The sequence below is a fragment of the Kribbella shirazensis genome (genome assembly GCF_011761605.1).
Lineage (GTDB): Bacteria > Actinomycetota > Actinomycetes > Propionibacteriales > Kribbellaceae > Kribbella > Kribbella shirazensis.
This window is the reverse complement of sequence record NZ_JAASRO010000001.1, coordinates 5213412-5232787: the sequence shown is the minus strand read 5'-3', so window position 1 is coordinate 5232787 and position 19376 is coordinate 5213412. Positions and strand designations below refer to the sequence as shown.

At 68.3% G+C, this 19376-nt stretch carries 16 protein-coding genes; 7 read left to right on the top strand and 9 right to left on the bottom strand.

The window, feature by feature from the left end; all coding sequences use genetic code 11:
• Positions 1-33 precede the first annotated feature (33 nt).
• From BJY22_RS25295 to BJY22_RS25285, 3 genes are all read left to right on the top strand, one after another.
• The gene (locus tag BJY22_RS25295) at positions 34-3459 is read left to right on the top strand and encodes an NACHT domain-containing protein (RefSeq protein WP_167210975.1); all 3426 of its coding nucleotides are present in this window, start codon (positions 34-36) and stop codon (positions 3457-3459) included.
• Between the two features lie 95 nt (positions 3460-3554).
• Complete coding sequence (locus BJY22_RS25290; protein ID WP_167210972.1) at positions 3555-4070, top strand: SigE family RNA polymerase sigma factor; 516 nt, start codon at positions 3555-3557, stop codon at positions 4068-4070.
• Positions 4067-5233, top strand: a complete 1167-nt coding sequence (locus BJY22_RS25285; RefSeq protein ID WP_167210969.1) for a hypothetical protein — start codon at positions 4067-4069, stop codon at positions 5231-5233. The genes BJY22_RS25290 and BJY22_RS25285 overlap by 4 nt, the downstream gene beginning before the upstream one ends.
• On the opposite strand, the gene BJY22_RS25280 is transcribed toward BJY22_RS25285, so the two are convergent.
• The 7 genes from BJY22_RS25280 to BJY22_RS25250 all read right to left on the bottom strand — a co-directional run bounded on the left by BJY22_RS25280 (position 5234) and on the right by BJY22_RS25250 (position 13784).
• Positions 5234-6322 carry an ABC transporter ATP-binding protein gene (locus tag BJY22_RS25280; RefSeq protein ID WP_167210966.1) on the bottom strand — a complete coding sequence of 363 codons (1089 nt, stop codon included), beginning with the start codon at positions 6320-6322 and terminating at the stop codon, positions 5234-5236.
• A 14-nt stretch (positions 6323-6336) separates the two neighbouring features.
• A complete protein-coding gene (locus BJY22_RS25275) occupies positions 6337-7353 on the bottom strand; it encodes an oligopeptide/dipeptide ABC transporter ATP-binding protein (RefSeq protein WP_167210963.1) in 1017 nt (338 codons plus the stop codon).
• A complete protein-coding gene (locus tag BJY22_RS43075) occupies positions 7350-8363 on the bottom strand; it encodes an ABC transporter permease subunit (protein ID WP_167210960.1) in 1014 nt (337 codons plus the stop codon). Before BJY22_RS43075 ends, BJY22_RS25275 begins: the two co-directional genes overlap by 4 nt.
• A gap of 90 nt (positions 8364-8453) precedes the next feature.
• Positions 8454-10208, bottom strand: a complete 1755-nt coding sequence (locus BJY22_RS25265; protein WP_167210957.1) for an ABC transporter substrate-binding protein — start codon at positions 10206-10208, stop codon at positions 8454-8456.
• A 51-nt stretch (positions 10209-10259) separates the two neighbouring features.
• Positions 10260-11255: an ABC transporter permease subunit gene (locus BJY22_RS25260; protein ID WP_167210954.1), complete on the bottom strand. Its 996-nt coding sequence runs from the start codon at positions 11253-11255 to the stop codon at positions 10260-10262.
• A gap of 237 nt (positions 11256-11492) precedes the next feature.
• Positions 11493-13064, bottom strand: coding sequence for an ABC transporter substrate-binding protein (locus BJY22_RS25255; RefSeq protein WP_167210952.1), 1572 nt, complete (start codon positions 13062-13064; stop codon positions 11493-11495).
• A 66-nt stretch (positions 13065-13130) separates the two neighbouring features.
• Positions 13131-13784, bottom strand: a complete 654-nt coding sequence (locus BJY22_RS25250; protein WP_337759007.1) for an HAD family hydrolase — start codon at positions 13782-13784, stop codon at positions 13131-13133.
• A gap of 275 nt (positions 13785-14059) precedes the next feature.
• On the opposite strand from BJY22_RS25250, the gene BJY22_RS25245 reads away from it, so the two are divergent.
• Positions 14060-14908, top strand: a complete 849-nt coding sequence (locus tag BJY22_RS25245; RefSeq protein ID WP_167210946.1) for a PAC2 family protein — start codon at positions 14060-14062, stop codon at positions 14906-14908.
• A gap of 7 nt (positions 14909-14915) precedes the next feature.
• On the opposite strand, the gene BJY22_RS25240 is transcribed toward BJY22_RS25245, so the two are convergent.
• Complete coding sequence (locus BJY22_RS25240) at positions 14916-15281, bottom strand: MerR family transcriptional regulator (protein WP_167210942.1); 366 nt, start codon at positions 15279-15281, stop codon at positions 14916-14918.
• Between the two features lie 53 nt (positions 15282-15334).
• Between BJY22_RS25240 and BJY22_RS25235 the strand changes: the two genes are divergently transcribed.
• From BJY22_RS25235 to BJY22_RS25225, 3 genes are all read left to right on the top strand, one after another.
• On the top strand, positions 15335-16174 hold the full coding sequence (locus tag BJY22_RS25235) for a polysaccharide deacetylase family protein (protein ID WP_167210939.1): 840 nt from the start codon (positions 15335-15337) through the stop codon (positions 16172-16174).
• A 100-nt stretch (positions 16175-16274) separates the two neighbouring features.
• Positions 16275-17054: a L,D-transpeptidase gene (locus tag BJY22_RS25230; RefSeq protein WP_167210936.1), complete on the top strand. Its 780-nt coding sequence runs from the start codon at positions 16275-16277 to the stop codon at positions 17052-17054.
• A gap of 10 nt (positions 17055-17064) precedes the next feature.
• The gene (locus BJY22_RS25225) at positions 17065-17964 is read left to right on the top strand and encodes a hypothetical protein (protein ID WP_167210932.1); all 900 of its coding nucleotides are present in this window, start codon (positions 17065-17067) and stop codon (positions 17962-17964) included.
• 103 nt (positions 17965-18067) lie between these two features.
• Here the strand turns inward: BJY22_RS25225 and mshC are convergent, their stop codons facing one another.
• Complete coding sequence (gene mshC / locus BJY22_RS25220; protein WP_167210929.1) at positions 18068-19300, bottom strand: cysteine--1-D-myo-inosityl 2-amino-2-deoxy-alpha-D-glucopyranoside ligase; 1233 nt, start codon at positions 19298-19300, stop codon at positions 18068-18070.
• Positions 19301-19376 lie beyond the last annotated feature (76 nt).

Below are 19376 nucleotides of genomic sequence, written 5' to 3'. Positions count from 1 at the left end.
TCCGCGTCCGATCTACTCCGAGGAGCTCCGCCGATGGCTCTGTCGCCGTACACCTTCCGCGGCGCGCTGTCCGTTCTCGACATCGACGACCGGAGCCGGTCCGCGCTCGAGAGGTTCTTCGGTGCGGCGATCTTCGCGGGCGCCGGCGCCGCGGCACTCGCCGGCGGCCCGGTCGCGGGGCTGACCGCGGCGGCCTGGCTGTCCCTCGTGGACCCGAAGAACGAGGCAGCGAGCCTGCTCGACGCGATCGTGACAAAGGTGTCAAAGCGGCTCCGCGGCTCCAACGAGAAGAACCAACTCGAGCTCGTCGTAGCCGCGCACACGATCACCGCGGTGTCGTCGTTCTTCGACGCGTTGCCGCACGTCATCGGACCGAAGTACCGCGAGCTCGGCCTCACCGACCAGGAGCGGAGCCGGCTGCTCACGGTGCCCGGCGCCGGCCAGGACGACCTGTTCGACGTCGCCGTACCGCTGTCCTCGCCGGAGCTCGGGCTGGAGGCGAACCTCGAACGCAACCTCAAGCCGTACTACGAGCGCCTCGGACGCCGGTGCCTCGACTTCTTCACCGGCCTCGAAGCATGGAGCCGCCTCGAGCCGGTGCCATCGTCCGGCGTACTGGACGCGATCGTCGAACGGGCCGCCTGGCTGTACCGGAGCCGGATGCTGGAGCTCAGCGCGTCGACGCCGTTCGGACTGTGGGTGACGCTGAACGAGTTCTCCGCGACCCATGACGCGATCCGCGCACAGGCCGCGGCCCTGGGCGAGCTGCGGACGGTGCTCAGGATGGTGATGCCCGGCCGTCCCGCGCCGCGGAACAGCTACCGCGAGAAGCTGGCGCTCGTGGCACAGGAGGTGCTGGACGAGCCGCTGCTGCGAGCTCGTACGCAATCCATCGCGTCGCCGACCGTGCGGGACGGGTTCGTCGAGCCCTCGTTCCATCACGCGATCGCGGACGACCACTCGCGGCCTTCCGATGAGGACTGGTGGTCGGAGCAGCCGGAGTACTCGTCGCTGGTGGAGTACGTCGCGAGCTACCTCACCAGCGTCGTGGGTCCGCGGCCGTTGCTGCTGCTCGGCCATCCCGGCGCCGGGAAGTCGCTGCTCACCGAGGTGCTGGCCGCACAGCTCCCGGCCGACGCGTTCGCGGTCGTCCGCGTCCCGCTGCGGTCCGTCAATCCCGACGACGACCTGGCGGTCCAGATCAGCAAGGAGTTGCAGCGCATCCTCCAGCGGCCGAACGCCGACCTCGACGAGCTGCGCCAGGAGTGCGGCGGGTGCGAGTCCTGCGGCGATCCGAGCAGCTGCCCGCACCGATGCCATCTCGTCGTGCTGCTGGACGGATTCGACGAACTCGTGCAGGCCACCGGCGTGACGCAGTCGGCGTACCTGTCGAAGGTCGAGGCATTCCAGAAACGCGCGCGAACCCTGGGTACGCCGACCTCGGTCATCATCACCTCGCGCACGGTCGTCGCCGACCACGCCGAGATCGCGCCGGGAACCCCGATGATCAAGCTGCGCGAGTTCGACCGGGACCGGATCGACCGCTGGCTCACCGCGTGGAACTCGGCGCACCGCGGGATCGCCGGCTTCGCGCCGCTCGACATCGAGGAGATGACGGCGTCGGACGAGATCCGTGAGCTGACGTGCCAGCCGCTGCTTCTGCTGATGCTGGCGGTGTACCTCGCGGAACTCAACACCAATCAGCTGGGCGACGGCCTGACCCGCAGCCAGCTGTACCAGCGGATCATGGACCGCTTCATCAGCCGCCAGATCACCGAGAAGACGGCACCGGACGCCTCGGACGCCGAGCAGCAGGTGCTGCAGCGTCAGCAACGCCGACGGCTGCAGTACGCCGCGATCGGCATGTTCAACCGCGGCCGGCAGCACATCACGGATCTCGAACTCAACGCCGACCTGGCCGCCCTCGAACCACCCACCGCCGCCGCGCCGGGGTTCCAGCCCCTGACCGCGGCCGACCGCGTTCTCGGCGAGTTCATGTTCGTCCACAACCCCCGAGCCGACCGCGAACAACGCAGCGCCTACGAGTTCCTGCACGCAACCTTCGGCGAGTTCCTGGTCGCCGAGCTCGTCGTACAACTCCTCGTCCAACTCATGCGTCACCGCGAACTCGAGGCAACGCTCCCCCACACCACCGGCCTCGATGACGAACTCCTTCGGCGTCTCCTGAGCCACCAGCCCCTGAGCACCCGCCAGCAGATCCTGCTCTTCGCGCTGGAGCTCAACATTCACCTCACAGACGAGGATCAGCACGCATTCCAGGACACCATCAGCCACCTGCTCCAGCGCGAACTCACCCGCCCGGACACCGGCGATCCGCTCTACACCCCACTTCCCTACGACCCGGTACGACGCCGAGCCTGCTACACCGCCAACTTGACGCTGCTGCGAGCCGTGCGCGCTCAGAGCGTGCCGATCCGCTCCGTGGTCGGAACGGACACCGCAGAGCGCTGGACCCGGATGGTCCGCCTCTGGCGCGCCGGACTCGACCAGGCGTCGTGGACCACGGTGATGGAGATGCTGACCATCGAGCCCACCGAGGCGCCGATCGACCTCGCGGAAGCCCGGCTCGTGCTCCCCGGGAGCAGCCTCGACCCGTTTCTCAACGAGGCTGAGCTGCTGGGCGACCTCAAGCACAAGACCAGACTGAGGATCGGCTCCGTCGCCACTCCCCTGGAGGATGATGCCTGGAGTCCCGCGGACGTGGCCGCCATGGAGCAGATCGCAACCATCGGCTTCGTCGGCACCGCCATACCGCAGTTCGAGCGGCTCTTGCCGTACGACCACCAGTGGTTCGACGGCCTGCTCGGAACCCTCACCCGACGAACCGCGGTCAACTCCAATGTCAAACAGTCGATCCTGTGCCTCCTCCCGCGGACCGCTCCGTACCTGCCGTTCGACTACGTCCACAAGCTACTCTCGGCCGTCCTGCCGGCGCCGTCAGCCGGGTTCGAGGTCGAACTTGCGGCAGTCGTCGGCTGCCATCCGGGCTTACTGACCACGATGCCTGAACTGCGCGACTACCTATACGTGTCCGACCCGGCCCGCTCAACGACCGTTGTCGCGGTGCTCTGGCATGCCGAGGCGCGCGCGACCGGCGACGACCGAGTCGCACTGGAGGTGCTCCGGCTCGAGATTGATCGTTACGTCGCGCAGTCGTTGCCGTTCACGTGGGACCACTACTTCGCGCCGGAGTTCCTGACGTACCTCCGCGTCGAGCAGCCGGACCTGTGGACCGGCCAGCCGGATGTCCCGCAGATGTTCGAAGGCCTCACGGACCCATATCTGGAGCGGATCGCGCCCGAGGATGCACTGTACGTTGCGGAGACCTGGCCGGACAGCAGCGCCGAGTTCGTTGAGAACTATCTGCTCAGCCGAGCGGTCCCCGTTCAGGCGGGCGACGATCTGACCGCCGCACTCCGGAAGCTGACTGACCGCTGAGAGCGTCGCCAGGGTTTCTGCTGCCCGCAACGCCCAACCCTTTGGCGGCGTCCCCACGTCAGGGAGGGTAGACAGACACCCGAGGGGGACGAGCGATGGGCGACTCGACGGCGTTCGCCGAGTTTGCGAGTAGTCGGCACGGTGCGTTGTACCGGTACGCCTATCTGCTGGCCGGGGATCGTGGTCTGGCCGAGGACCTGGTTCAGGAGGCGCTGGTGAAGACGTACGTCGGGTGGCACCGGCTCCGGGACCCGAACAACGCCGAGGCCTACACGCGCCGGGTCATCACCACCACCGCGATCGGCTGGTGGCGCCGGAAGTCGTGGCACGCCGAGCGGCCGAACGACGACGTACCCGATCGTCCGGCCGGCGCGACAGCCGCCGACGACACGACCGCGCGGGTCTGGCTGTGGCACGAACTGCAGCAGCTGCCGCCCCGGCAGCGGGCGGCGATCGTGCTGCGTTACTACGAGGACCTCACTGAACCGCAGACCGCCGAGATCCTCGACTGCAGCGTCGGGACCGTGAAGAGCCAGGTCTCCGACGCGCTCAAGAAGCTTCGCGCCCGCCTGGGCGCCGACGTCGTGCTGAAGGCAGGTATGGGCGAATGAACAACCTTCTCAAGGACACGCTGGCCGAACGCGCCGCCGGCGTCGAGCCGCCACCGCTCGACCTCGACAGCATCGTTGCGGCCGGCAACCGCCGGATCTCCCGCCGGCGCGCCATCGGCGTCCTCGGCGGCGCGGTCGCGGCCGCGGCAGTCACGATCGGCACCGCGACCGTCGTCCGCCCCCGCGACACCCAGCCCCAACCTGCCAAGCCGGCCCCGTTCGCGCAGCGCCGGGTGACCTACGCGCTGGGCAGCACCATCCACTACGGCGACGAGCCCATCTCCGTGGCCCCGCACAAGGTCACCGCCTTCGTCCAGACCGACGCCGGCTTCGTCTTCCTCGACGCCGACAACAACATCCACGCGGCCGACCGCTCCGGCGTACGGAGCCTGGGCAAGAGCAGTTGGGAGCTGACCGCCGACTTCCGCGGCACCCTGGTCGGCTGGGTCGAAGGCTTCGCCGACCACAACGAGTCTGTCGTGTACGACGTCGCCGCGGGCCGCGAACTCGTGCGCACGGCGGTCGGCAACAAGATCCCGCCGTACGCCAGCCTCGCCTTCCGCTCGCGCATCATCGCGATCGACGGCGGCACGGCGTACTTCGACACGGTCGACGGCCCGTACCGCTGGGACATCCGGGCGAACCGGGGCGAATTGCTCGCGAAGGTGGGGACGAACGTCGTCCGCGAGGTGGCGGCCGGGCAGATCGTCTTCCAGCAGCCACTCGAACAACGGCCCCCCGCAGTGGACCTGACGATCGCGGAGACCGTGACCGCGAAGCCCTCGGTCCGATTCCTCGGCCAACAGGCGTTCCTCTCCCCCACGGCGGCGTACCTCGCCTCCCAGCCGAACGACGCACGACCAGGCATCCAGCCACTCTGGGCCGGCCTCCACCTCGCGGACACCACCTCCGGCAAACACGTCGCCTTGCCGGATCGGACCTACGTCAGCTTCTATTTCGGCCAGTGGATCGACGACGAAACCTGCACCGTCGCGGCCGAATACCCGAAGATGGGCTTCCTGGACCTACTCGTCGTCAACGCCCGAACCGGCGCCACCAAGGTCGCAGTGTCCCGCTTCACCACCCAGGGCTTCCCCACGACGCCACCACGCCTGGCATCCTTCGCCCTGCCGACCGGACGACCGATCATCGACCTCGGCTGATCAGCTCTTCGCGGCCGCTTGGGCTGTGGCCTCCTGCTCCGGGGTTGCGTTTTCCGGGAAGTGGCAGGCGGACTGGTGGCCCGGGGCGAGCTGGACGAGGGGTGGCTCGACCGTCTTGCAGATGTCCTGGGCCTTCCAGCAGCGGGTGTGGAAGCGGCAGGCAGGCGGCGGGTTGATCGGGCTGGGGACGTCGCCCTGCAGCCGGATCCGGTCCTGCTTGGCCTTCCGCTTGGTGTCCGGCACCGGTACGGCGGACATCAGCGCCACCGAGTACGGGTGCATCGGCTTCTCGTACAGGCTGACCCGGTCGGCCAGCTCGACGATCTTGCCGAGGTACATCACCGCGACCCGGTCCGACACATGCCGTACGACGGACAGGTCGTGCGCGATCATCACGTACGTCAGGTCGAACTCGTCCTGCAGGTCCTCCAGCAGGTTCACCACCTGCGCCTGGATCGACACGTCGAGCGCCGACACGGGCTCGTCGGCGACGATCAGCTTCGGCCGCAGCGCCAGCGTCCGCGCGATGCCGATGCGCTGCCGCTGACCGCCGGAGAACTCGTGCGGGTACCGGTTGTAGTGCTCCGGGCTCAGACCGACCAGCTCGAGCAGCTCCTGCACGGCCTTCTTCACGCCGTGCTCGGTCTTCACGTTCTGCAGCCGGAACGGCGCGCCGACGATCTTGCCGACCGTGTGCCGCGGGTTCAGCGAACCGTACGGGTCCTGGAAGATCATCTGTACGTCGCGGCGCAGCGGCCGCATCTTGCCCTCGGACAGGTGGCTGATGTCCTGCCCCTCGAAGATGATCTGGCCCGACGTCGGCTCCAGCAGCCGGGTCAGCAGCCGTCCGGTGGTGGTCTTGCCACAGCCGGACTCGCCGACCAGCGAGAGCGTCTCGCCCCGGCTGACGTCGAAGGTCAGCCCGTCGACCGCCTGCACCGCGCCGGTCTGGCGCTGCAACACACCCTTGCGGATCGGGAAGTGCTTGACCAGGCCGTTCACCGACAGCAGCTGCTCGCCGATCTTGGGAGCCTCGATCCCGGGAACGGCGGTCGGGTCGGTGTCAGCAGTCGTCCCAAGGTCGGTCACAGTCGTCGTCCCGTTCACAGCTTCGGCTTGATGTCGGTCTCCCACGCCTTCTGGCGCTCCTGCGGGGAGAGGTGGCAGGCGACCTTGTGGCCGGACCCGATGTCGAGCAGCTCGGGCCGGTCGGTCTCACTGGCGCCGCCGTTCAGGTGCGCGTAGTTGCAGCGCGGGTTGAACGGGCAGCCCGGGGGCACGTTGATCAGGCTCGGCGGCGCGCCCTTGATCGGGATCAGCCGCTCCGAGCGCTCCCGGTCGATCCGCGGCATCGAGCCGAGCAGACCCCACGTGTAGGGGTGCTGCGGCCGGTCGAAGATGTCCTCCGCGGTGCCGTACTCGACCGCGCGGCCGGCGTACATCACCTGGATGTCGTCGGCGAGCTCGGCCACCACACCGAGATCGTGGGTGATGATGATGACGGCCGAGTTGAACTCCCGCTGCAGGTCCCGGATCAGGTCCAGGATCTGCGCCTGTACGGTGACATCGAGCGCGGTGGTCGGCTCGTCGGCGATCAGCAGGTCGGGGTCGCAGGACAGCGCCATCGCGATCATCGCGCGCTGCCGCATACCGCCGGAGAACTGGTGCGGGTACGCGTCGACCCGCCGGTCCGGCTGCGGGATACCGACCCGGTCGAGCATCTCGATCGCGTGCTTGCGCGCGACGCCCTTGCTGACGTCGTTGTGCACCCGATAGGCCTCGACGATCTGGTGCCCGACCGTGTAGAAGGGGTGCATCGCCGACAGCGGGTCCTGGAAGATCATTGCCATCCGCTTGCCGCGCAGCCGGCGGACCTCCTCGCGGCTGGACGAGATCAGGTCCTGCCCGTCGAGGATGACCTCACCGGTGATCTTGGCGACGCCCGGCTTGTGCAGGCCCATGATCGACAGGCTGGTCACGCTCTTGCCCGAGCCGGACTCTCCCACGATGCCGAGCGTCCTGCCGCGCTCGAGGGTGAACGACAGCCCGTCGACGGACTTCACCACGCCGTCGTCGGTCGGGAAGTGGACCTTCAGGTCGCGTACATCGAGAAAGCTCACTTCGCCCTCACCCTCGGGTCGACCACGGCGTACAAGAGGTCGACGACCAGGTTCGCGATGATGATGAACGTCGACGCGACCAGGACCACCCCGAGGATCTTCGGCAGGTCGTTCTGCACGATGCCGTCCACGGCGTACTTGCCCAGGCCGTTCAGCGAGAAGGTCTTCTCGGTGAGGACGGCACCGCCCAGCAGCAGACCGACGTCGAGCCCGAAGATGGTCAGGATCGGGGTCAGCGCACCGCGCAGCCCGTGCTGGACCACAACGTTGCCTTCTGGCAGGCCTTTGGCGCGCGCAGTTCTGATGTAGTCCTCGTTCATCGTCTCCAGCATGCCTGCACGGGTCAGACGCGCGTACTGCGCGGAGAACAGGAACGCCAACGTGATCCAGGGCAGGACGAGTGCCTGCGCCCATTTGAACGGATTCTCCGTGAACGGGACAAACGTCCCCCCTGGAACTGTCCATTTCAGGTGATAACTGAAGATGCTCAGACAGACCAGTCCGGTGAAGAAGATCGGTAACGAGACCCCGGCCAGCGCTGTTCCCATCGCCGCCCGGTCGAAGACCGACCCACGTTTCAGCGCCGACAGGACACCTGTCGCGACCCCGAACACGAGCCAGATCGTCGCGGCGCCGACCGCGAGCGACAGTGTCACCGGTATCGCCTGGACAAGGTCCGGCCACACCGGCCGCTTCTTCAGGAACGAGTACCCCAGGCACGGGGCCGGGCACTTCTCCACGCCGGCGCCGTAGTTGTACTCGGCGCCGACCACGACACCCTTGGCCCAGTTGAAGTACTGCACCGGGACGGGGTCGTAGAAGCCGAGGTTCTGCGCCGTGGCCTTCACGGTCTCCGCGGTCGCGGCCCGGCCGACGTACCGGGTGGCGAGCGTCTCCGGCGTGGCGCCGGCCATCCGCGGCACCAGGTAGAAGATCGAGAACGTGATGACGCTGACGATGAACAGCAGGCCTATGGCGGCGACGAGGCGCCGGACGAGGTAACTGAGCACTGTTGTGCGGCGCCGGCGCCCGGTCCGGTGGTGCCGGACCGGGCGCCTGCTGCCTTCACCTGCCTATCGGAGTGGGTTGGTGCCTGACTTTTACTTGACGCCCATGGAGAGGTAGTCGTACATGCCGTACGCGTCGCTGAAGTAGACGTTGGTCAGCCGGTCGCTGCGAACCATCAGGATCTTCGCCCACACCGCCGGGTAGACGACCGCCTCCTCCATCACGCGCTTGTCGATGTCGGCGTACATCTGGTCGCGCTTGGCCTTGTCGGGCTCGACCGACGCGGCGTCCAGCGCCTTGTCGACGTCCGGGATCCGCACGCTGATGTTGGACGAGCCACCGGTCTCCCGGATCACCCGGCTGTCGACGATCTGCGACAGGAAGCCGAAGCCGTCGTTCCAGTCCGCGCCCCAACTGTTGGTGGCCAGGCCCAGCGCGGCCTTCCGGGCGTACGGCGGGTTGCCCGCGTACGTCGAGAAGTAGTCACCGGTCGGGAAGCCCTTCAGCACCACGTTGATGCCGACCCGCTTGAGGGACTGCTGCACCGACTCGGCTGCCGCCTTCTCCTTCGGCCGGTCGCTGCGGAAGGCCATGTTGACGGTGAAGCCGTTCGGCTGTCCACAGGCCGTCAGGCTCTCCTTGGCCTTGTTCACGTCACCCTTGTGGTCGTCGCCGTTCGGGTACGTGTTCATCTCCTTGAACCCGTCGATCGACGGCGGCATCAGGCCGGTGGCCAGCTGCCCGCCGGCGAACTCGCCGCCGTACGCGGTCTGGTAGCCGACCTGGTCGACGCCGTACATGATCGCCTTGCGGCAATCGATGTTGTCGAGGGGCTTCACCTGCGGGTTGACCGACATGTACTGCAGCCGCGCGATCGTCGGGTTGTCGGCGCGCTTCTTCAGCTCCGGGTCGCTCAGGATCTTGCCCTGCGCGGCGGCCTGCACGCCGGTGCCGGCGATGTCGACGTCCAGGTCACCGGAGATCAGCCGGTTGTCCAGGTCGTTCGCCTCGGTCTTGAGGGTGATCTCGTAACCGTCCGGCAGCGCCTTGCGGATCGGGTCGGTCGCCTGGTCCCACTGCGGGTTGCGCTTGAGCGTGTAGGACTTGCCGGTCTCCACCTTGTCGAACATGTACGGACCGGTCGAGATCACGTGCTCGCGGTACTTCGCGCCCGTGTCCTTGGCCGCCGGGACCGGCGCGGTCTGGGACAGCGCGGCCAGGTTGTCGAAGCCGGCGAACGGCTGCTTCAGGTGGAACACGACCGTGTAGTCGTCCGGCGTGGTGATCGCCGAGTCGGTGTTCACACCCTTCGACTTGTACGGGCCCTTGTAGCCGGCCGGCAGGTTGAGCATCCCCTCGAAGTACGACGGACCGTTGGGGAAGGTCTCCTTGTCGGTCGAGCGCAGGACGGCGTACTTCACGTCGGCCGCCTTGACCTCGGTGCCGTCCTCGTACTTGACGCCCTTGCGGAGCTTGTACGTCCAGGTCTTCCCGCCGTCACTCGACTGGCCGAGGCTCTCGGCGAGGTCGGGGACGATCTCGTTACTGGCCTTACCGGGCGCCGGCTTGTACATCACCAGCGGACGGGCATAGGTCCGCAGGAAGTCCCAGGACATGCCGTAGTAGGTCTCACCCGGATCCACGGTGTCCCAGTCGTCGGAGTGCGCCATCTTGATGATGCCGCCCTTCTTGTCCGACGGGTTGTAGACCTTGTCAAGGGCGGCGTTGAACTCGGCCGTCGTGCCACCCGACGTGTCGGTGCTGGTGTCGCCACCACCGCAAGCGGACAGCCCCAGCGTGAGTGCGGCCGCGCTGGCGACCGCGAACCTCCATCGCTTCGTTCTCATCTCCCGGTACACCCTTCTCATTACGCGAACCGGCGTCGTCGCAGGTTCGGTCTATCGGGCACGGGGGTCGAGTGCGTCGCGCAGCCCGTCCCCGAACAGGTTGAAAGCCAGCACCGTGACGAAGATCGCCAGCCCCGGCCAGAGCATGAAGTGCGGCATCGTGTAGAAGGCCACCGCGTCGGACAGCATGCCGCCCCAGGTCGCGGTGGGCGGCCGGATACCCACGCCGAGGAACGACAACGCGGCCTCGAACAGGATGTTGGTCGGGATCAGGAGCGTCGCGTAGACCAGGATCGGGGCGACCAGGTTCGGCAGCAGCTCGGTGATCAGGATGTACGGCCGGCGCGCGCCGAGGCTGCGGGCCGCGTCGACGAACTCGCGCTCGCGCAGCGACAGCGTCTGCCCCCGGATGATGCGGCCGATGTAGGGCCAGTTGAAGAAGCCGATGATGAAGACCAGCAGCATGATCCGCAGCGCGTCGCCCTGCATCCCGAACGCGTCGTCCGGGATGACGCCGGCCAGCGCGATCGCGAAGACCAGCAGCGGGAAGGCCAGGAAGATGTCCATCAGCCGGCTGATCACCGCGTCCACCCAGCCGCCGAAGTAGCCGGCGATGATGCCCATCGTGGTGCCGATCGCCACCGACAGAAGGGTCGCGAAGAACGCGATCAGCAGTGAGATCCGGGACCCGTAGACGACCCGGCTGAAGATGTCCCGCCCGTTCACCGGCTCGACGCCGAACAGGTGGTCCCAGCTCATCGCCCCGAACCGGCCGATCGGCGCCAGCGTGCCGCCCTTGGTGTCGATCAGGTCCTGGTGGAACTCGTTCGGCGGGTGGCCGAGCAGCTTGACGATCAGCGGCGCGAAGATCGCGACCAGGATCAGCAGGACGATGACAATGCCGCCCGCGATCGCCACCCGGTCCCGCTTCAGCCTGCTCCAGGCGATTTGGGAGAGGGACCGGCCCTCGATCCGTCGCACACCGGCCAGGACGGCTTCAGGATCCGCCGCCGACGAGCCGGGCCCGACCTCGAGTGGAGTCGTCACGCGTTACATGCCCCCTCATGGTTGTGATCGGCGTGTCATGCCGCCGCCTTAACCTGCCGCCATTACACGCCGGAGTCAAACGCGGAAAGTGCTGCGTTGCCCGATCGTGATCGTCAGGAAATCGTCCCGTATCGTGGACTTTCCGCAGTAAACCACGGTGTCGCACCCAGGGTCGCCGCGGCCTCGCGAATCGTTACTGCCATGGCATTTTTGTGTCACCGGCCGAGGGCCGCATTGTCACCGTCGAAGGCCGGAAAGATGCAGGAAGGACAACGGGTCGACAGCGGTCTTCAGGTTCGCGATGTCCTTGCCGGCGACCACCGCGGAGCGCGTCTGCCAGACCGGGATCACCGGCGCGTCCCGAGCGACCACTCCCTGTAGCTGACCGATCAGGTCGTCGCGCCTCAGACCGTTCTGCTCGGCGCGTTCCTGCTGCAGCAGCTTCGTGGCGGCCGCCGACCGGTACCCGTTGGACGCGAACGCGCCGGACGTCGACACGAACGGCGCCAGATAGTCGTCCGCGTCCGGATACTCCGGCGTCCACCCGCCCTGGTACAGGTCGTAGGCCCCCGCCTTGGTCAGCTGCTGGTACTGCGGCCACTCCGCACTGCGCAACGTCACCCGGAACAACCCCGACGCCTCGAGCTGCCGCTTCAGCTCCAGTACTTCGGCCTTCGCGCCCACGCCGTACTGCGACGGCGTCCAGCCGACCGTCAGCGGCACGGGCACCGCGATGTTCGCGTCTCTGAGGATCGCCCCCGCCGCTGCCTTGTTCGGCTGTCTGTACTCCGTCTTGAACGCGTCGGACTGCCCGCCGAATCCGGGCGGCACGACCGAGTACAGCGGCGACACGTGATCGCCGTACGCCTTCTTCGCGATCGCCGGGCGGTCGATCAGCTGCGCGACGGCCCGCCGTACGGCCGGGTTGCGGGACAGCAACGACTTCATGTGGAAGGCGAAGAACCGGATCTCCGCGGTGCCGGGCTCGATGACCTGGACGCGGTCCGACGTGCGCAGCTTCTCCAGCAGGCTCGGCCCGAACCCGTGGAACGCCAGATCGGTCTTGCCGGTCGTCATCGCCTGGTAGAGCGCGTTCGAGTCCTTGAGCGTCGTGATCGCGACGCCGTCGTTCTGCGCCGCCCGTGGCCCGCGGTAGTCGGTGAACTTCGTCAGTGTGATCGTCTCGCCGGGGGTGTACGCGGCCAGTTGATAAGGACCGCTGCCGACCGCCTTCGTGTCGAGCAGCTTGTTCGCGGGGTACGACTGCTCGTCGACGATCGACGCCGCGGTCGTGGTGAGCAGGTACGGGAGCCGCGCGTCGGGTGTCTTCAGGTTGAACACGGCGGTCAGCTCGTCCGGCGTACTCACCGACTTCACCGACGTGAACAGCGGGGCCAGTCCCCCGGGCGTCTGCAGCCGCACCAGCCGGTCGAAGCTGAACTTCACGTCCGACGAGGTCAGCTCGTGCCCGTTCGCGAAGGTCAGCTTCTCCTTGAGGCTGCAGGTGTACGTCGTCGGCGAGTCGAACTGGCAGTCCGCGGCGTCCGGCACCGGCGTGGGCTTCTCCGGGAGGATCGTGAGCAGCGTCTGGTACAGGTTCGCCTGGACGGTCCGCGAGGCCACGTCGTACCGGCCGGCCGGGTCGAGGGACGACACGGAGTCCGTCGTCGCGAGCCGCAGCGGCATCGGCGCCGGGGTCTGCTCACCCGCGTGTGGTGCGTTGTCGTCCGGTTCACCGCAGGCAGCCAGGGACACCCCCAGCGCACCCACAGCCACGGCCGCCGACACCCGGCGCACCCACTCGCTCACCGTCTCACCTTTCCCCAGCCCGTTACCCGCACAACGCCCCCGAGGGCACCAAGTGACGGTAGCCCCTCAACGGAGCAGTGCGCGCAGGGCCTCCGGGGTGAGCGGCTCGAGCGACTTCACGACGAGCCGTCGCGGTGCGTCCGGGATGCTCACCCACTGCGGTACGGCGACGACGTACATGCCGGCCGCCGTACCGGCCTGCGTCCCGGTCATCGAGTCCTCGATCACCACGCAGTACGCCGGGTCGACGCCGAGCTTGGTCGCGGCGGTCAGGTAGGGCTCCGGGTGCGGCTTGCCGAGCGTCACCTCGTCACCGGCCACGATCACGTCGAACGGGTCCGGCGGCAGGTGGCCGAGAACGGCGTCGATCATCACCCGGTACGACGCCGACACCAGCGCGCACGGGACGTCCTCCTTGCGCAGCGCCTGCAACAGCTCGAGCGCGCCCGGCTGGAAGCTGACCTCCTTGCGGAGCGCCACGACCACCTCGGAGAACATCCGGTGCGCCAATTCGTCGGCGGTGATCACAGCGTCCGGGATGCGCTCCATCCAGATCTGCACCGCGTCCCGCAGGTCGCTGCCGATCAGCGTCATGCAGTCCTCGAGTGTCCAGGTCGCACCGAGGCTGGGCATCAGCTCCAGCTGGACCTCCGCCCAGACCTTCTCGGAGTCGACCAACGTCCCGTCCATGTCCCACAGCACCGCTTGCAGGCCCGGCACCCAAACTCCTCTACGTCGGCGTCTCCACATCCTTCACCGCACCTCGAGCACCCGCCAACCACTTTCGAGGGCTCGAAATGGTTGGTGGGTGCTCAAGGTCGGCGGGTCCATTGTCGCGGGTCGGGTCGGGTGGTGGGTTTCGGGGGGTGCGACACGTTCCGCCTGCGGTGAAACGCGGCGCGTGACCCGGGGCGAGCACGTAGGCTGGGCAGTCCGGTTTCCGGTGCTGGGACGTCCAGGCCGGATTGGCTACAGAGACGACAGGGAGCCTGCGAGTGGTTGACCTCGCGAACCTGAGGGACCCGGTCGTGATCGCCGCGTTCGAGGGCTGGAACGACGCGGCCGAGGCGGCCACCGGAGCGGTCGACCACCTGATCGACGAGTGGGACGCGGAGCTCGTCACGGCGATCGACCCCGAGGACTACTACGACTACCAGGTGAACCGCCCGCGGGTCGCCCTGGACGAGGACGGCGGCCGCCGGCTGACCTGGCCGACCACGCGGATCTACCTGGCGCGCCCGGACGACACCGGACGCGACGTCCTGCTGATCCGCGGCGTCGAGCCGAACATGCGCTGGCGCGCGTTCTCCCGGGAGCTGCTCGAGCTCGTCGACGAGTCGAACGCGCAGATCGTCGTCGTCCTCGGCGCGCTGCTCGCGGACTCGCCGCACACCCGCCCGATCCCGGTGTCCGCGACCTCGTCCGACGACGAGCTGACCGCGGCGTGGAGCCTGGAGCCGTCGACGTACGAAGGCCCGACCGGCATCACCGGCGTCTTCGCCGACCTGTGCAGCACGCTCGGCGTGCCGGCGGTGTCCATCTGGTCCGCGATCCCGCACTACATCGCGGGTACGCCGTGCCCGAAGGCGTCGCTGGCGCTGCTCACCAAGATCGAGGCGCTGCTCGACCTCGCCATCCCCGAGGGTGAGCTGCCGGAGCTCGCCCGGGCCTGGCAGCGCGGTGCCGACGAGCTGACCGAGGAGGACCCGGAGGTCGCGGAGTACGTGCAGTCGCTGGAGGAGCAGCGCGACACGACCGACCTCCCCGAGGCCAGCGGCGACGCGATCGCCGCCGAGTTCGAGCGCTACCTCAAGCGCCGGAACAAGAACCACCCGACGGATTAGACGGGGCCTAGGCGAGTTCGCGCGTCGCGGTGGTGATGACGTCGTCGAGGACGGCGCGGGACGTGGAGAGGTCGGCGATCATCCGGTCGATGCGGTCCCGTTCGGCCGTCAGCTCGGTGACCAGCTCGGGCGTGGCGCGCTCGCTCGGTCCGCCGTCCGGGTCCCGCATGCACGGCAGCAACTCCGCGATCTTCTTGCTGTGCAGCCCGGCCGCGAACAGCTCCTGGATCAGGATCACCCGATCGACGGCGCGCTCGGCGTACTCCCGCTGCCCGCCCGGCGTCCGCTCGGACACCAGCAGGCCCTGCGCCTCGTAGTACCGCAGCGACCGTTCACTCACGCCGGTCCGCCGCGCCAGCTCTCCGATCCGCATCGCCGACCTCCGGACTTGAACCTGACACTGATGTCAGACTTTACCGTCGAAACATGACGCTCTACGACTACAGCCCCCTCCCCGAACGGCCCGCCCTGCACTGGCCCGACGGCAAACGCGTGGCGTTCTACGTCGGCCTCAACATCGAGACCTTCCTCCCCGACCAGCCCTCCACCAGCATCTGGCCGATGGACATCAAGCCCGACCCGCTGAACCACGGCTGGCGTGACTACGGCGCCCGCGTCGGCGTCTGGCGCACGATGGACATCCTCGACAAACACGGCCTGCGCGCGAGCGTGCTCCTCAACTCGCAGGTGGCCGAGGACAACCCGCAGATCATCAAGGCCGGCACCGAGCGGAACTGGGCCTGGCTGGCGCACGGCCGCACCAACACGACCCTGCACACCGGCTACGAGCTCGACGAGGAGCGCCGCGTCCTCACCGACATCACCGAGACCATCGAGACCGCGACCGGGCAGCGGCCGAAGGGCTGGATGGGCCCCGCGCTCACCGAGACCCACAACACCCCACAACTGCTGTCCGAGCTCGGGTACGGCTACGTCCTCGACTGGACCAACGACGACCAGCCGTACCGCCTGAACGTCCCGGGCATGCTCAGCGTCCCGTACACCGTCGAGCTCAACGATCTGGGCGTGTTCCTCCGCGGACTCACCGGCCCGGACTTCCTGCAGATGGTGAAGGACCAGTACGACGTACTCCGTGACGAGTCCGCCGACTCGGGCCGGGTGATGGCGCTCGCGCTGCACCCGTTCGTGATCGGTCAGCCGTTCCGGGCGAAGTACCTGGATCTCGCTCTGGAGTACGTCGCCTCGCAGAGTGACGTCTGGTTGACGACAAGTGACGAGATCGCGACGCACTACGCGGCGGTGTAACCCTCGCGGGGTGTGGACCGTTGTTACCAGTGGGTTTATTCTCGACCGGACAACTGGGGGGTGACGGTCCGCCGTCACCGGGATCACGGGGAGTCATGACATGCGCGATCGGCGCGACGAGCGGGGTGGCACCTCCGTCCCTGCGCTGGCCGTGCTCGTCCTGCTCGGGATCGTCGCGGCGGTCGGCATCTTCGGCGACAAGGACCGCCGCCCGTCGGTCGACCTGAGCACGCTCTCCCCGTCGACGACCTCGACCACGATCGCGACCGCGCCGCTCGACACCCAGCCGTTCGCCGGCACGACCGGCCTGGTCGTCCATCCGCGCGCCGAGACGGCGCTCTACAGCGCCCCGGACGCGGACGCGTTCGGCAAGATCGGGCCGACCCAGTTCGGTCCGACCTGGCTGCCGGTGGTGGAGCAGACCGACGGCTGGGTCCGGGTCCTGCTCCCCTCCAAACCCAACCGGTCCACCGGCTGGCTCCTGGACGAGGACCTGGACCGGGCCACCTCGCCGTACCTGATCCGCGTGCACACCAGCTCGCGGACGCTGGAGCTCTTCCTGAACAACAAGAGCCTCGGCACCTGGAAGGCCGGCGTCGGCGCCAAGAAGACGCCGACGCCGCCCGGCCGGACGTTCCTGCTCGGCTCGATCGTCGACCAGACCCGCTCCGCCTCGCCGATCGTGCTGCCGCTGGGTGCGCACAGTCCCACCTTGGACACGTTCGGTGGCGGACCTGGTACGGTCGCGATCCACGGCTGGCCGAATCCCCGCGTGTTCGGCGCCGCGATCAGTGCCGGCTGCGTCCGGGTGCCGAAGGCTGCGCTCGCCCACCTGCAGAAGATTCCGCTCGGGACGCTCGTCCTGATCGACAGCAAATAAGGAGATTCCGATGCGACGACAGTTGAGGGGGCGTCTGACTCCGACGGTGCTGACGGCCGCGGCCGTGGCGGGCGTCGTGACGTTCAGCCTGGTCGCGAGCGCTCCGGCCGGCAACGCGGCGGCGCGCCCGTCCTCGGCGTACGCCGTGAGCGCCGAGGGCCAGGTGCCGATCCCGAAGACGCCGTACGCGGAGTCGCCGGACGGCAAGCGGCGGACGACCTCCGCGCTCGAGCTCCCGCAGAACCCGCTGATCTCGGTCAGGGCCGGTACGGCGACCGCCGGCAACGACTCCGCCTCGGTGGAACTGTTCGACGTCGTCGTCGGTCCGGACATCCTCAGCCAGGTGAAGGTCCCGCCGGAGCTCAAGCAGCAGTGCTCTAACCTGCCGAAGACCGGCGCCGAGGAGGTGCCGCTCCCGGATCTCGCGCTGCCCGACGTGGGCCTGCCCCTGCCGCAGCTGAGCACCAAGGACCTGCCGGTGAAGAACCTGCCGGACCTGTGCAACCTGCTGCTCACACCGCCGAAGGCGCTGCTCGCCATCGACTCGCTGAATGTGTGGTGCTCCGGTGACCAGGGCGGCGTCGACATCGGCACGCTGACGCTGCTCGGCCAGACGGTCAAGCTTCCGAGCACCAAGCAGGGCGCGACGCTGCCGGCCGCACCGCTGGCGACGATCAAGGTCAACAGCCAGGGCAAGCACTCGGACGGCGCGTTCACGATCACCGGGCTGAGCATCGACCTCGGCGGCGGGGCCGAGACTATCAACCTCGCGTCGGCCACCTGTGCCAAGCCGGCCGCGAAGCCGAAGCCGGTGCCCGAGCCCGCGAACCCGGCGCCGGCCCAGGTCGAGACCCCGCCGTCCGCGCCGGTCCCGACCCCGGTGAAGACCCACCACCCGGTCACCGGCTGACCTTCAGAACACAACGAACGCCCGACGGCCTGAGCCGTCGGGCGTTCGCGCTTCCGGGTCCTCGCAGTCGGGCGTTCGCGCTTCGGGGTGCTGGCAATCGGGGCTAGAGCTTCACACCCAGCAAGGCATCACATGCCTGGGCGATCAGGGCAGGTGCCTCGTGGTCATCACCTTCGCCCTCGGCCCAAGCATCCACCGCAGCCAACGCACCAGCGCTGTCCAGATCGTTGGTCAGAGCCGCCCGTACGGCGTCCACCGCAGCCGCACCGTCCGGTCCCGAGCCCCGCCCGATCGCCGCGCGCCAGACGTCCAGCCGCGCCTGCGCGTCGGTGAGGTCCGACGGCATCCAGAACCAGTCGGTCCGGTAGTGGTGGTTCAGCAGCGCCAGGCGGATCGCCATCGGGTCCGCACCGGCCAGCCGCTCCTTCGACACCAGCACCAGGTTGCCCCTGGACTTGGACATCTTCTCGCCGTCCAGGCCGACCATCGCCTGGTGCACGTACGCGCGCGCGAACGGGTGTTTCCCCGTCGCCACCTGCGCGCCGCTCGCCGACATCTCGTGATGCGGGAAGATCAGGTCCGATCCGCCGCCCTGGACGTCGAACGTCATACCGAGGTACTTCAGCGCGATCGCCGAGCACTCGACATGCCAGCCCGGACGCCCGCGGCCCAGGCTCGAGTCCCAGGCCGGCTCCCCCGGCCGCTCGTGCCGCCACAGCAGACTGTCCAGCGGGTCGCGCTTGCCCTCCCGGTCCGGGTCGCCACCGCGCTCCGCGAACAGCTCGAGCATCGTCTCCCGGTCGTAGTTCGACTCGCCGCCGAACGCCGGATCCGCCTTCACCGCGAAGTACAGGTCGCCGTCGACGGAGTACACCGCGCCGGCCTTCCGCAGATCCTCGACCGCGTCCGCGACCAGGTCGATCGACTCGACCACGCCGATGTAGTGCTGCGGCGGGATCACCCGCAGCGCGGTCATGTCGTCGCGGAACAGCTGGATCTCCCGCGCCGCGAGATCGGTCCACTCGACACCGGTCGCGGTCGCGCGCTCGAGCAGCGGGTCGTCGACGTCGGTGATGTTCTGCGTGTACACCACGTCGTACCCGGCGTCGCGCCAGAGCCGGTTGATCAGGTCGAACGTCACGTACGTCGCCGCGTGCCCCATGTGCGTCGCGTCGTACGGCGTGATGCCGCACACGTACATCCGGGCGGTCCCGCCCTCGGTGGTCGAGGTGGCGGGCGGCACCTCGACCGGACCGCGGGACGCGGTGTCGTACAGGCGAAGCCGCCGGGCCGGACCCGGCACGACCGGGATGTCTGGTTTCGTCCACGCCTGCATGTGTCGGAGCTTATGCCAGTCCGATTTTCAATGACGCGACACGGTTCCATTCCGTGGTCGGGTCGTGCCGGTGCAC